Source organism: Nonomuraea sp. KM88 (assembly GCF_052245635.1).
Classification (GTDB): domain Bacteria; phylum Actinomycetota; class Actinomycetes; order Streptosporangiales; family Streptosporangiaceae; genus Nonomuraea.
Genome location: NZ_JBQQCC010000006.1, coordinates 55,590 through 68,485 on the forward strand (window position 1 = coordinate 55,590; position 12,896 = coordinate 68,485).

General features: G+C 71.4%; 12 protein-coding genes. 3 read left to right on the forward strand and 9 right to left on the reverse strand.

Annotated elements, in window-relative coordinates:
• Nucleotides 1-20 precede the first annotated feature (20 nt).
• The gene (locus ACTWPV_RS19650) at nucleotides 21-656 is read left to right on the forward strand and encodes a DUF305 domain-containing protein (protein WP_347643252.1); all 636 of its coding nucleotides are present in this window, start codon (nucleotides 21-23) and stop codon (nucleotides 654-656) included.
• Nucleotides 657-698: 42 nt separating this feature from the next.
• Here the strand turns inward: ACTWPV_RS19650 and ACTWPV_RS19655 are convergent, their stop codons facing one another.
• Together ACTWPV_RS19655 and ahcY are read right to left on the reverse strand one after the other, a co-directional pair.
• Entirely contained in the window at nucleotides 699-1,934 is a 1,236-nt protein-coding gene (locus ACTWPV_RS19655; RefSeq protein WP_443152896.1) for an adenosylhomocysteinase, read from the reverse strand.
• Between the two features lie 226 nt (nucleotides 1,935-2,160).
• Nucleotides 2,161-3,588, reverse strand: a complete 1,428-nt coding sequence (gene ahcY, locus ACTWPV_RS19660) for an adenosylhomocysteinase (RefSeq protein WP_347643250.1) — start codon at nucleotides 3,586-3,588, stop codon at nucleotides 2,161-2,163.
• Between the two features lie 103 nt (nucleotides 3,589-3,691).
• Between ahcY and ACTWPV_RS19665 the strand changes: the two genes are divergently transcribed.
• Nucleotides 3,692-4,075 carry a MerR family transcriptional regulator gene (locus tag ACTWPV_RS19665; RefSeq protein ID WP_443152897.1) on the forward strand — a complete coding sequence of 128 codons (384 nt, stop codon included), beginning with the start codon at nucleotides 3,692-3,694 and terminating at the stop codon, nucleotides 4,073-4,075.
• On the opposite strand, the gene ACTWPV_RS19670 is transcribed toward ACTWPV_RS19665, so the two are convergent.
• From ACTWPV_RS19670 to ACTWPV_RS19690, 5 genes are read right to left on the reverse strand one after another with little or no spacing between them, the layout of a single operon-like run.
• Nucleotides 4,030-4,956, reverse strand: a complete 927-nt coding sequence (locus tag ACTWPV_RS19670) for a cation diffusion facilitator family transporter (RefSeq protein ID WP_443152898.1) — start codon at nucleotides 4,954-4,956, stop codon at nucleotides 4,030-4,032. The two genes, ACTWPV_RS19665 and ACTWPV_RS19670, sit on opposite strands and share 46 nt — an antisense overlap.
• 48 nt (nucleotides 4,957-5,004) lie before the next feature.
• A complete protein-coding gene (locus ACTWPV_RS19675) occupies nucleotides 5,005-6,111 on the reverse strand; it encodes an SIS domain-containing protein (RefSeq protein ID WP_443152899.1) in 1,107 nt (368 codons plus the stop codon).
• The gene (locus tag ACTWPV_RS19680; RefSeq protein WP_347643246.1) at nucleotides 6,108-6,275 is read right to left on the reverse strand and encodes a Trm112 family protein; all 168 of its coding nucleotides are present in this window, start codon (nucleotides 6,273-6,275) and stop codon (nucleotides 6,108-6,110) included. The genes ACTWPV_RS19675 and ACTWPV_RS19680 overlap by 4 nt, the downstream gene beginning before the upstream one ends.
• Nucleotides 6,272-7,621: a phosphomannomutase/phosphoglucomutase gene (locus tag ACTWPV_RS19685; RefSeq protein WP_443152900.1), complete on the reverse strand. Its 1,350-nt coding sequence runs from the start codon at nucleotides 7,619-7,621 to the stop codon at nucleotides 6,272-6,274. Before ACTWPV_RS19685 ends, ACTWPV_RS19680 begins: the two co-directional genes overlap by 4 nt.
• A gap of 42 nt (nucleotides 7,622-7,663) precedes the next feature.
• Nucleotides 7,664-8,032 carry a DUF3499 domain-containing protein gene (locus tag ACTWPV_RS19690; protein ID WP_106236645.1) on the reverse strand — a complete coding sequence of 123 codons (369 nt, stop codon included), beginning with the start codon at nucleotides 8,030-8,032 and terminating at the stop codon, nucleotides 7,664-7,666.
• A gap of 224 nt (nucleotides 8,033-8,256) precedes the next feature.
• Between ACTWPV_RS19690 and ACTWPV_RS19695 the strand changes: the two genes are divergently transcribed.
• Nucleotides 8,257-8,697, forward strand: coding sequence for a metallopeptidase family protein (locus ACTWPV_RS19695; RefSeq protein WP_132605991.1), 441 nt, complete (start codon nucleotides 8,257-8,259; stop codon nucleotides 8,695-8,697).
• A gap of 24 nt (nucleotides 8,698-8,721) precedes the next feature.
• On the opposite strand, the gene ACTWPV_RS19700 is transcribed toward ACTWPV_RS19695, so the two are convergent.
• Together ACTWPV_RS19700 and ACTWPV_RS19705 are read right to left on the reverse strand one after the other, a co-directional pair.
• Nucleotides 8,722-10,020 carry a DUF5719 family protein gene (locus ACTWPV_RS19700; RefSeq protein ID WP_347643244.1) on the reverse strand — a complete coding sequence of 433 codons (1,299 nt, stop codon included), beginning with the start codon at nucleotides 10,018-10,020 and terminating at the stop codon, nucleotides 8,722-8,724.
• Nucleotides 10,020-12,812 carry a glycosyltransferase gene (locus ACTWPV_RS19705; protein WP_443152901.1) on the reverse strand — a complete coding sequence of 931 codons (2,793 nt, stop codon included), beginning with the start codon at nucleotides 12,810-12,812 and terminating at the stop codon, nucleotides 10,020-10,022. Before ACTWPV_RS19705 ends, ACTWPV_RS19700 begins: the two co-directional genes overlap by 1 nt.
• Between the last annotated feature and the right edge of the window lie 84 nt (nucleotides 12,813-12,896).

A 12,896-nucleotide genomic window follows, 5' to 3' on the forward strand; every position in this document is an offset into this window, starting at 1 on the left:
ACGTTTGTCAGGGAGGCTGGGTGCGAGCCGCGCTCATTGTCGTCACGGCCACGGTCGTCACCCTCACCGGCTGCAGCTCCAGCACGTCACCTCAGGCGCCACGGGCCGGCTCGACCGCCCCCGTGATCGCGCCCGGCCGGCCGGGCGAGCAGGACCGGACGCTCTCTCCGGCCGAGGCCGCCACCGCGGTGCCCTCCCCCACCCCCAACGCCGCCGACGTGACCTACGTCCAGGACATGATCGTCCATCACCGGCAGGCCCTGGACATGGCGTTGCTGGCCCCGAACAGGGCGGAGTCGGCCAAGGTGAAGAGCCTGGCCGGCCGGATCAAGGCCGCCCAGGCACCCGAGATCCAGTACATGACCACGTGGTTGCGGGAGCAGGAGCAGAAGGTGCCCGACCACCACGCGGCGCACGACGGCATGCCGGGCATGGCGACGCCGGAGCAGCTGGAGGAGCTGCGGGCGGCGACGGGCAGCAACTTCGACCGGATGTTCCTGCAGCTCATGATCAACCACCACCAGGGCGCGATCACGATGTCGGAGAAGGTGCTGACCAGCGGCTCCCACATCAGGATCGAGGAGCTGGCCGGCGACGTGAGCGTCACCCAGATGGCCGAGATCCGCCGCATGCGCGAGATGCAGTCGGCGCTGTAGCCGCGCGACCTCAGGAGGCGCGTGCCGGAGACGCCGCGATGCTCAGGAGCCGACGCGCCAGGAGTGCAGGTAGTCCTCCTGCTCGGCGGTGAGCTCGTCGATGCCGATGCCGGTGGCGGCCAGCTTGAGCCTGGCCACCTCGTGGTCGATCTCCGGCGGCACGTCGTAGACGCCCGGCTCCAGACGTGCCCGCTCGCCGGCCAACCAGGCCACGGCCAGGGCCTGCGCCGAGAACGACATGTCCATGACCGCGGCCGGGTGCCCCTCGGCGGCCGTCAGGTTGACCAGCCGGCCCTCCGCGAGCAGCAGCAGCCGGCGCCCGTCGGGCATGACGTACTCGTCGGTATTGGGCCGCACGCCACGGATCACCTCGACGGCCAGCTCGTCCAGCGCCCGCACGTCGATCTCCACGTCGAAGTGCCCCGCGTTGGCCAGGATCGCGCCGTCCTTCATGGCGGCCAGGTGCTCGGCCCTGATCACGTCGCGGTTGCCGGTCACGGTGATGAACAGGTCGCCGAGCAGCGCCGCCTGCGCCATCGGCCGCACCTCGTAGCCCTGCAGCGTCGCGTCGAGCGCCTTGACGGCGTCGATCTCGGTGACGATCACCCGCGCGCCGAAGCCCTTGGCCCGCTCGGCCACCCCGCGCCCGCAGAACCCGAACCCGGCCACGACCACCGTGCGCCCCGCGAGCATGATGTTGGTGGCCCGCATGATCCCGTCGAGCGTCGACTGCCCGGTGCCGTAGCGGTTGTCGAACATGCGCTTGGTGCGGGTGTCGTTCACGGCCACGACCGGGAACTTCAGCGCGTGCTCCGCGGTCATCTGGCGCAGCCTGATGATCCCCGTGGTGGTCTCCTCGCAGCCGCCGCCGACGCCGTCGAGCAGGTCGGTACGCTCGGTGTGCAGGATGTTCACCAGGTCGCACCCGTCGTCGAGCACGAGATCGGGCCCGAGATCGAGCGCCTGGTGGATGTGCCGGTAGTAGGTCGGCCGGTCGACGCCGGCCCTCGCGTGCACCGCGATCCCGTACGCGCGCAACGCCTCGGCCACGTCGTCCCGCGTCGACAGCGGGTTGGAGGCGGCGAGCGCGATCTCGGCGCCCCCGGCCTTCAGCGCCCCCATGAGCACGGCCGTCTCGGCGGTGACGTGCAGGCAGGCCGCGATCTTCAGCCCGGCCAGCGGCCGTTCGAGGCCGAAGCGCTCGCCGATCGCCGTCAACACCGGCATCGAACGCGCGGCCCACGAGATCTGCCGCTCACCGCTTTCCCAGACGTCCATGGCTCACCTGTAACCGAAGAAGACGGCCAAGAACGCGCTCGTAACGGCGAGATTCCCGTGAGCCTTCACGACCGGCCATGACGGACGGGAGCGGCGTCGGCGCGTGCGGGTGACTTGGCCTGCCGTAAAAGATGGGGGTTTGAAAGCGCTCCGAGAGGCGGAGAGCCCCTCGGAGCGGCGAAGGAGGGAAGGCTTCCGGAGAGACGGGAAGCCTTGCGAAGACAGATCAGTACCGGTAGTGGTCGGACTTGTACGGGCCCTCGACGTGGACGCCGATGTAGGCCGCCTGCTCCTTGGTGAGCTCGGTGAGCTTGACGCCGAGGGCGTCGAGGTGCAGGCGGGCGACCTTCTCGTCGAGGTGCTTGGGCAGCGTGTAGACGCCGATCGGGTAGTCGGCCGTCTTGGTGAACAGCTCGATCTGGGCGATCACCTGGTTGGTGAACGAATTGGACATGACGAAGCTCGGGTGGCCGGTCGCGCAGCCGAGGTTCATCAGGCGGCCCTCGGCGAGCACGAGGATCGTGTGGCCGTCGGCGAAGACCCACTCGTCGACCTGGGGCTTGATGGTGTTGCGCTGGATGCCGGGCAGCTTGGCGAGGCCGGCCATGTCGATCTCGTTGTCGAAGTGGCCGATATTGGAGACGATCGCCTGGTGCTTCATCCGCGCCATGTGGTCGGCGGTGATGATGTTGAAGTTGCCCGTGGCGGTGACGAAGATGTCGGCGATGCCGACGACCTCGTCCAGCGTGGTCACCTGGTAGCCGTCCATGGCCGCCTGGAGCGCGCAGATCGGGTCAATCTCGGTGACGATCACGCGGGCGCCCTGGCCGCGCAGCGCGTCGGCGCAGCCCTTGCCGACGTCGCCGTAGCCGCAGACCACGGCCACTTTGCCGCCGATGAGCACGTCGGTGGCGCGGTTGAGGCCGTCGATGACGGAGTGGCGGCAGCCGTACTTGTTGTCGAACTTCGACTTGGTGACCGAGTCGTTGACGTTGATGGCCGGGAAGAGGAGCTGGCCGTTCTTGTGCATCTCGTAGAGGCGGTGCACGCCGGTGGTGGTCTCCTCGGTGACGCCCTTGATGCTCTCGGCGATCCTGGTCCACTTCTTGTCGGCGCCGACCGTGCGGTTGAGCAGGTCGATGATGACGTGCCACTCTTCGGGGTCGTCGGCGGTGGCGGCGGGCACGGCGCCGGCCTTCTCGTATTCGGCGCCCTTGTGCACCAGCAGCGTGGCGTCGCCGCCGTCGTCGAGGATCATGTTGGGGGCGCCGCCGTCAGGCCAGGTCAGCGCCTGCTCGGTGCACCACCAGTATTCCTCCAGGGTCTCGCCCTTCCAGGCGAAGACCGGCACGCCCTTCGGGTCGTCGACGGTGCCGTCGGGCCCGACGACCACGGCGGCGGCGGCGTGGTCCTGCGTGGAGAAGATGTTGCAGCTGACCCAGCGGACCTCGGCTCCGAGCGCCACCAGCGTCTCGATGAGGACGGCGGTCTGGATCGTCATGTGCAGGGAGCCCATGATCTTCGCGCCCGCCAAAGGTCGCGTGTCCGAGTAGTCGCGGCGCACGGCCATGAGGCCGGGCATCTCGTGCTCGGCGAGCCGGATCTCCTTACGACCGAAGTCGGCAAGTGAAAGGTCTGCGACCTTGAAGTCCATCGGGTTTCCCCTCGCGTCACTGATGGTTGTCGCCGACGAGTCTAGGCACCGTTCGCACGACGACGCACGCCGGGAGGGGTGAAACTGACGTAAGAATGTAAGGATGCGCATCACGGAAGCCGCCAAGCGGCTCGGCATGTCCCCGCGGATGCTCCGCTACCGGGAGGCACTCGGCCTGCTGCCCCCCGTGCGGGAGCAGGGGGCGCACCGGCGGTTCGGCCCCGAGGAGCTGGCCGCCGTGGCACAGGGCGTCGAGCTGGAGAAACGGTTCGACGTGTCGCCGGCCGAGCTGGCGTTCGCGCTGCGGGTGCTGAGCGAGCCGGCGGTGGCGGCGGCCGTGCGCGACCTCGGGGTGCGGATCGGGCGCATCCCGGTGCCCCGCAGGGCCCTCGACTTCGAGAAGGAGAAGGCCCTGCGGCTGCTGCGTACGTCCGGCGGCGCTCAGGAGGCGGGCGTGCGGGACCGGTCGAGGTCGGGCTCGAGGTAGATGACCCTGGCGATCGGCACGGCCGCGCGGATGCGCTGCTCGGCCTCGTCGATGCCGCGCGCCACCTCGCCGGCCGTCTCGTCGTGCGAGACCGCGATCTTGGCGCCCACGAGCAGTTCCTCCGGGCCGAGGTGCAGCGTGCGCATGTGGATGATCCGGTCGACCTCGGGCGCGCTCTCCAGCGCGCGGCGGATCTGGACCTCCACCTCCGGCGAGGCGCCCTCGCCGACCAGCAGCGACTTGGTCTCCACGGCCAGCACGACCGAGATGACTGCGAGCAGGGTGCCGATCATCAATGTTCCGATGGCGTCCCAGACGGGGTTGCCCGTCACCACGGCCATCGTCACGCCGAACAGCGCGAAGATCAGGCCGAGCAGCGCGCCGAGGTCCTCCAGCAGGATGACCGGCAGCTCCGGCGACTTGGACCTGCGGATGAACGCGACCCACCCCTGACGGCCGCGCACCAGGTTGGCCTCCTTGATGGCCGTGCGGAACGAGAAGATCTCAGCGATGATCGCGAATATCAGCACGCCGAACGCCCAGGCGGGAGACGTGAGTGCCTCTGCGTGGGTCAGTTTGTGGTAGCCCTCGTACAGCGAGAAGAGCGCGCCGATCGCGAACAGCACCACGGCCACCACGAACGCGTAGAAATAGCGCTCGCGGCCGTAGCCGAACGGGTGTTCCTTGGTGCTGGCGCGGGCCGCACGCTTGCCGCCGACCAGGAGAAGCACCTGGTTGCCCGAGTCGGCGACCGAGTGGATGCCCTCGGCCAGCATCGACGACGACCCGGTGAAGAACGCCGCCACGAACTTGGCTACGGCAATGGACAAGTTTGCGACCAACGCCGCAATGATCGCTTTTGTTCCGCCGCTCGCGCTCACCGGTCTTCTCCACTCATAAGGTCAATCACAAAGGCCTGGAAGGGGATCCTATTGCGAAATCCTGGCCTTCAGCTCACTGATCGCCGAGACCGAGCTCGGATCGACGGCGTATCCCAGCGCCAGATAGGTGCTCGCGTAATCGCCGAGCAGGATCATCGAGGCCATCCGCTCCAGCGGGTGCACGCCCTCCGCCGCCACCTCGGTCACCGGCACGTCGCGCTCACGCGCCAGGCGCAGCGACGCCTCGCGCTGGCGCGTCAGCTGGGGATGCTCCTCGACGTCGCGCAGCACGACCAGCCTGAGCGTGTGCGCGGGAGCGTCGGCGAAGATGTCGCGCTCGGCCATCGGCCCGTCGAAGGTCGCGATCTGGCCATGGCCCGCCTCGGGCAGCTCTCCGAAGATGGCGGGATATTTCGCATTGGTGTTGAGCTGGCAGGCCAGCCGGTACGCCGCCACCGACGCCGCGGCCGACGAACCCCAGATCAACGGAAGGCTCTCGGCCAGGTCGAGCGCGAGCGACTTGCCCGGATTGACGAACGACTCGCTGGCCGGCCGGCACCGGTGCGCCATCTCCTCCAGCGCCGTGGCCACCCGTTCGAACAGGTCCGCGTCGGCCGGAACCAGCCGCAGCGCGGCGGCCGCCACGATCAGCGGCACGGCCAGCAGCCAGACGTTGACCCTGGACTGCCCGCTCGCCGGCACCGGCACGTAGAGCGCCGACGCCTGGGTGGCGATCGCCTCCAGCGGCGAGCCGGGCGCGCCCACGCCCAGCAGCGTGCACCCGCGCCGCACGGCCTGGGTGGCGACGGCCAGCGTCTCCTCGGTGTCACCCGAGCCGGAGACGGCGATGACCAGGTCGGTGGCGCCGACCCAGCCGGGAAGCTGGTAGGAGCGCAGGGTGATGATCGGCAGGGGCGCGCCGTTGCCGACGGCCGCCGCCATGATGTCACCCGCGATGCCGGAGCCGCCCATGCCCGCGACCACGATGGCGCGCGGGCGCCCCATCTCGGCCAGGCGGTCGACACGGGACTCGACGGCGGTGCGGTAGCCGGTGCGTACGTGGGCCGCCGCGGCGGCGACCGCCGGCAACATGCCCCCGGGATCACCGTCGCTGAGATGCCCCTGGTCGTCGAGCCGCCCCGGCTCCCAGGTCACGGCTTCCTGGCCTCGTCGACCAGCAGAACGGGGATGTCATCCCGGACCGGGTAAATGAGGCCGCAACCGGTGCAGGCCAGCTCTTCGGCCTCGGCCTCGGCACGAAGGGGCGCCTTGCACGCCGGGCAGGCCAGGATCTCCAGCAACCAGTCGTCGATCTTCACTCTGACACCTTTCCCACAATGGCGAGGACCTCGTCCCTGATCGCCGTCATCTCGGTCTTGTCGGCCGCCTCGGCGTTCAGCCGGAGCAGCGGCTCGGTGTTGGAGGGCCGCAGGTTGAACCACCAGCCGGATCCCGTCACGGTCAGCCCGTCGAGCTCGTCGAACTCGCCCCGGCCCGCGAACGCCTCCCGCACCCGCCGCAGCGCCTCGTCCTGGTCGTCGACCGCGCTGTTGACCTCGCCGGAGGCGTGATAGCGCGAGTAGGCCGCCACCAGCTCGGACAGCGCCCGCTCCTGCTCGCCGAGCGCGGCCAGCACGTGCATCGCGGCCAGCATGCCCGAGTCGGCGAACCAGAAGTCGCGGAAGTAGTAGTGGGCCGAGTGCTCGCCGCCGAACACCGCGCCCGTGCGGGCCATCTCGGCCTTGATGAACGAATGCCCCACCCGCGTCCGCACCGGAACTCCGCCGTGTTCGCGGACGATCTCGGGCACGCCGTGCGACGTGATCAGATTGTGGATGATCGTCGCGCCCGGAGCCTTGGCCAGCTCGCGCACCGCGACCAGCGCGGTCACGGCCGACGGCGAGACGGACTCTCCCCGCTCGTCGATCACCCAGCACCGGTCGGCGTCGCCGTCGAAGGCCAGCCCGAGGTCCGCGCCGCTCTCGACGACCGCCCGCTGCAGGTCGACGAGGTTCTGTGGCTCCAGCGGGTTGGCCTCGTGGTTGGGGAAGTCGCCGTCCAGCTCGAAGTAGAGCGGGACCAGCTCGATCGGCAGCCCCTCGAACACGGCGGGAACGGTGTGCCCGCCCATGCCGTTGCCCGCGTCGACGACCACCTTGAGCGGCCTGACGCCCGCCAGGTCGACCAGCGTGCGCAGGTGATGGGCGTAGCCGGGAAGCAGGTCCTTCTCGATCAGCGACCCCGTCGGCGTGTCCGTCACGCCGACCAGCTCCGCCGCGCGGTCGCGGATCTCCGTCAACCCCGTGTCGCCGCCGATCGGCACCGCGCCGGACCGGCACATCTTCATGCCGTTGTAGCGGGCGGGATTGTGGCTGGCGGTGAACATGACGCCCGGCAGCCCGAGGCTGCCGCTGGCGTAGTAGAGCAGGTCGGTGGAGCCGAGCCCGGCGTGCACCACGTCGGCCCGGCGCGAGCGCGCGCCGCGGATGAAGGCCGCAGCCAGCGGCACGGACGACTCGCGCATGTCATGGGCGACCACGACCGACCCGGCGCCCGTCACCTCGACGAATGCCGCCCCCACGGCCTCGGCGGTCTGCTCGTCGAACTCGTCGGGAAACACCCCGCGAACGTCGTACGCTTTAAAGATCTTGGCGAAATCGCCCACTCCGCAGCTCCGCCCTTGGTCGTTTCCTCCGTTGAAACGAGCCTACCGGTCGCGGTGCTGCTGGGCCGACCGCAGAACGCGCAGGTGCCCGCGCCTGCCGACCTCGACTCCCTGGCCGACCGGCTCGCCCCCGCCGGACGGCGTGGGCCGCGCCGCCTCCCTGACCGCGTTGGCCAGCGCCTCCAGATCGTCGGAACTGGGCGAGGCGCCGTCCGTCGGCAGCCGCACCACCTCCCAGCCGCGGGGGGCGGTCAGCCGCTCGGCGTGTTCGGCGCACAGGTCATAACAATGTGGCTCCGCGTACGTCGCCAGGGGGCCGAGAACAGCGGTCGAGTCGGCGTATACGTACGTGAGCGTGAAGACGGCAGGCTGGCTGCAGGCGGTGCGGGAACAGCGGCGGACGGGGCTCACGGAGGGACCGTATCTGGTAAGAGTGCGAGGCGCCACTATCTGAGCACTCTTAACGAGCGTGTCGCCACAATTCGGACACCTGTCGCAGCCTTTCCACCGATTTCCCCGCCAGGGACCCGGTCTTCGAGCCCGAATATTTCCCGCGTTCCCGGGCAGAACAGTCCGACGTGAAGAGGTGACGCCGCTCCCCGGAAGCGCCCGTACGCCCCCGTACACTTGATCCCGTGACTCACAGGCGCGGTCCCAGGCGGCGCGATCGCCACGGTCGCGGTCTCCGCGGCCCGCTCGCCCCCTCCCACGTCCCCATGGCCAAGTCCCGCAGCGAGCGCTTCGACGACCTCGTGCTCGACGCGGTCGACCGGCTCAGGCCCCGGTGGGAGCGCCAGCTGTCGGCGGTGGAGTTCGCGGTGGAAGAGGTGCCGCCGCTGAGCGAGCTGGGCGACGGCCCGCAGCTGAGCTCCGACCCGATCCCGTTCGGCCGCGCCGACGCGGCCGCCGGCCCCAACCCCGCCTCGATCGTGGTCTACCGGCGTCCGCTGGAGGCACGGGCCCGCGACCGCGACACGCTGGGGGCCATGGTGCACGACACGGTCGTGGAGCAGGTGGCCACCCTGCTCGGCCTGGCCCCCGAGACCGTCGACCCGGGCTACGACGACCGCGGCTGAGGCGCGGGCTCCGGGCAGAAGGGCTCACGAGGCTCCGGGCACCACCACGCGGGAGGTGTCGGTGAGGGGCGGAAGGAGCGTCCACATGCGGGCGGGAGACAGCGGCTGGGCCGTGAGCAGCACCCCGCTCTTCAGGCGTTCCTCCACCACGCGTCCCCCGTAGACCTCCCCCGACACGGGCGTGACGACCACGGCGAAGTTCCCCTCCGCCTTGAGCTTGACGTTCTTCGTCCGCCCCGCCGGCACCTCCACGTCGAACGCCTTGCCCTCGGGCACGGTCCGCACCCGCACCTTGCCGGGCCCGCCGAGCGCCGTGAGGACCAGGCGGGAGCCCGCGCGGTTGCCGGCCACCGCGCTGCCCAGGTCCAGTGAGGACGTGCCCGCGGTGAAGGCGACGTCGGAGCGGCCGCCGGTGCCCGTGGCGACGAGCCCGGCCACGACCGGCGCGGTCGAGGTGAGCACGAGGGCGCCCGAGGAACCGCCGAGCCCGGTGGTGACGTCGAGGGCGACCACGCCGCCGGCCGGCACGTCGAGGGTTTCGCGGCCCTTCATCGCGTACTCCGCGTCCTCGCTCACCGCCTTGAGCCGCACGACGGCATCGGTCTCGCCGGGGGCGGCGACGAGGAGCTCCCTGCGCCCGCCGCCGCCGGGGATGCCGGGGACGACCACGCGCGTCGCGGGAGGCGCGGCGGCGGGGAGCCAGTCGACGCCGCCGCTGTCGAGGGTGGTCCTGGCGGCGACTGCGACGCGGCCGAAGACGGTGGTGACGCTCACGGCCATGATGTCGGCCGAGGGGGCGAGCGTCTTGAGGTCGATCTCCTTGTGCTCGCCGGGCGCGATCTCCAGCCCGATCCCCTTGTCGCCGGAGACGAGCCCTTCCGCGGCATGGACCTGGACGTCGGTGAGCGCGGGCGCCTTGTCGGCGTTGGCGAGACGGAGGCGTACGTCGGCGTCGGCGGGCCCGGGGCCGACCAGCCAGGTCTCCTGGCCGGGCTCGGTGCAGCGCACTCCGGCCAGTCCCCGCCCGCCGCCCTTGGTGACGCGGGTGAGGTAGCCGGCCTCCAGCGCGCCGGGGCCCTTCGTCACGTACGGCTCGGCGTCCATCTTCTCCCGGTTGAGCGTGTCGGGCAGGTAGACGTTGACGTGCTCGCCCTTCGTGCCGGGGCAGACGGCGGTGACCGACTCGACGGCCACCTTCCGCGGGCCCTCGGGCGGGGGCGGCAGGGGTGCGGGCCTGGTGACGTACGCGACGCCGTACATGGCGGCGAGGGCGACGACGACCAGTGCCAGCAGGCCGAACCTGTTCTCCACGAAGGCCTTCATCACGCACCCGCCAGTGCCACGGACGGCGACTCGACGCCTTCGGGCGGGCGCCGCCCCGGCGCGGCCATGACCACCGCCACCAGCACCAGCGCCGCTTGTGCCCACAACCATGGCGTGTGCAGGGCGCTGTCCGGCCGGGCGGGCACGCGGGTGACCGGCTCGGTCAGGCGCCACAGCCCGCCCGCGTCCGACAGGCTCATGCGCTGCAGCGACGGCTGGGAGTCGAGTCTTTTGGCCAGTTCAGGGGAGACGGGGGGCGCCACCGCGACCATGGCGATGCCGTGCCGGGCGAGCGTGGCCGCGTCGCCGCCGCGCCCGCCGGCCAGGCCCTCGGCGGCCGCCCGCACCTGGGTGCGGCCGCCGGACGCGACGGGCAGCTCCGCCTCGCCGATCAGCGGGGTGCGGGCGTGCAGCACCGTGAACGCGGAGCCCTCGATGACGAGGGTGCGTTCGCCGTTCCTTGAGTAGGTCGTGGCCAGCGCGGGCAGCACGTCGGGCGCGTCGCCCACGAGCGGCCCGCGGACGCCGCCCGCCACCCAGAAGCCCGCGGCCAGCAGCGGCGTGCTGAACGCGACCGCCGCCACCGCCGTCGCGCCCAGCTTGCGCAGCCCGCCTCCGGCGCGCAGTTCGGCCAGCCGGTGGGCGGTCAGTCCCACGAGGACCAGCAGCCCGGTGCCCGCGAACGCCAGCGGGACCCCCGGCCAGGCCCGCGCTCCTTCGACGGTGACGCGGCTGACCAGGATGGCGGCCAGCATCCCGTACAGGGCGACGCCCCAGCCGATCGCGACGATCATGCGCTGGCGGCGCATGAGGAGTGCGGCGAGCGCGGCCGTGATCAGGCCGGCCGTCACCCAGAACGGCGGCAGCCCCGGTCCGCCCGGGCTGAGCGCGAGCAGCGACTCGGGAGCGAGCACGGGGTCGGTCAGGGCGGGATCGTGCAGCCCGGCCTCCAGGAGGATCTTGCCCGGGTCGGCCGCCAGGGTCGCCAGCCAGGGGGACAACAGCGCCACCGGCACCGCGAGTGCGATGACCATCGAGGTCACGACGCCGCGCCGCACACCGCCGAAGGCGACCGCCGCGAGCACGCCGAGAACCGCGAAGAGCGGGTAGACCAGCGGGACGAATGCCGTGCCCACGGCGAGCAGCAGCCCGAGTCCCCAGGCGGCGCGGCGGGCCCGGCGGCGCTCGCCGGACAGCAGCACCGTGCCGAACGACGTGTAGAGGGGCAGGAGCACGAACACCACCGCCGTGCCCAGCCGCCCGGCCGCGATCGCGCCGGTCGCGACGGGCAGCAGCGCGTACGTTCCCGCAGCCCAGGCCCGTGCGGGCACCGCCGGGATGATGTGCCGGGTGGCCAGGTACGCCGAGGCGCCGGCCAGCGGCACGGAGCCGAGCAGCAGCACCGAGACGGCCAGCCACGTCTTGCCGAGCGCGAGCGTGGACAGGACGGCGAGCACGGCGACGTACGGGGGCGCCCAGGCGTCCGAGCCGAGCCCGACGTCGTGGAAGCCCTCGGTGTAGAACGCCCACAGGTCGCTCGCGCCGCCCGTGACGGGGACCAACGCGCCGCCGCCGAGCCGCTCGCCGCCGAGCAGGGAACGCTCGGCGACCAGCGAGACGGCGGTCAGCGCGAGCAGGAGGACGACGCCGGGGCGGCTGAGGAACCGTTTGACCGCGCCGGTGTCGGGGGGCGGGAGCTCGTCCTCCTCCTCGGCGGACGAGTGGTGGTGGCGGCCGGCGGAGTCGACGGGGGCCTCGCCGGCGAGAAAGCTCTGGATCATGTCGGTGAGCCGCCGCCAGACCGCTCCCCGAGGGGTCATCAACCGCTTTGTGCGGTTATATCCCTTCTTGCGGCCGTTACGGCGGGCACGGCGCGCCCTGAGCAGCCGGAACGGGTGCACCAGGACCGAACCCATGGCCACCATCTCGTCCAGCGCGTTCGCGGGCTGCTTGCTGACGATGAACAGCAGCGTGCGGAAGGCCGAGCCGACCACGTTCCGCAGCAGCGCCCAGAGCATCGCGCCGAACGGCAGGTTGGCCATCACCACGAAGATGGCGTTACGCCTGTCCAGCCTGCGCGGATGGTCCCCGCTGACCGTGATGCGCCGTCGCCTGCGGGCCGCCGCCTCGGCGTGCCAGGCCACGGCGGAGGTGACGTTCAGCACCCGGTGCCCGGCGTTGCGCACCCGCCAGCACAGATCGAGATCGTCGCGGAACAGCGGGAGGAACGGGTCGAGCCCGCCCACCTGCTCCCACACGTCGCGGCGGATCAGCATCCCGGCCGTGGACACCGCCATCACGTCGTGCGTCCCGTCGTGCTGCCCCTGGTCGAACTCCCGTGGTTCGAGCCCGGTGTCCCTGCGCCCGGTGCGGCCCACCCTCACGCCCACTTCGAGCAGCAGCCTGCGGTCGAGCCAGTCGCGCAGCTTCGGTCCGAGCACGGCCGCCTTGGGATGCTGCTCCGCGGCGGCGAGCAGCGCCTCGAGCGCCCGCCGGTCGGGGGCGCAGTCGTCGTGGAGCAGCCAGATCCACTCATCGGGACCGGCGGAGGGCAGCCTCTCCAGCGCCGCCGCCACGGACTCGCCGAAACCGGTGGAGCGGGGCAGGGAGATCAGGTTGCCGCGGCCGAGCGTCCGGGCGAGCAGGTCGACGGAGCCGTCCCTGCTGCCGTTGTCGACGCCCGCCACGCGGTCGGGTCTGCGGCTCTGGCCGGCCAGAGCCCGCAGCGTCTCCCCAAGCCAGCGCCCGCCGTCGTGAGCGACGACGATCGCGGTGACGCAGGGACGTGCCATGGGCGGGTGACTCCTGGGAGTTGATCAGGCGCGCCCACCTTACCGGCGAACCCCTTCAAGAGATGCGAAAAAGGGCCACACGGC

What these genes read in the sequence shown, in the direction of transcription:
- ahcY (WP_347643250.1), bottom strand. Translation starts at nt 3,588, where the DNA reads ATGGACTTCAAGGTCGCAGACCTTTCACTTGCCGACTTCGGTCGTAAG.
- ACTWPV_RS19700 (WP_347643244.1), bottom strand. Translation starts at nt 10,020, where the DNA reads ATGAAGGCCTTCGTGGAGAACAGGTTCGGCCTGCTGGCACTGGTCGTC.
- ACTWPV_RS19705 (WP_443152901.1), bottom strand. Translation starts at nt 12,812, where the DNA reads ATGGCACGTCCCTGCGTCACCGCGATCGTCGTCGCTCACGACGGCGGG.
- ACTWPV_RS19655 (WP_443152896.1), bottom strand. Translation starts at nt 1,934, where the DNA reads ATGGACGTCTGGGAAAGCGGTGAGCGGCAGATCTCGTGGGCCGCGCGT.
- ACTWPV_RS19665 (WP_443152897.1), top strand. Translation starts at nt 3,692, where the DNA reads ATGCGCATCACGGAAGCCGCCAAGCGGCTCGGCATGTCCCCGCGGATG.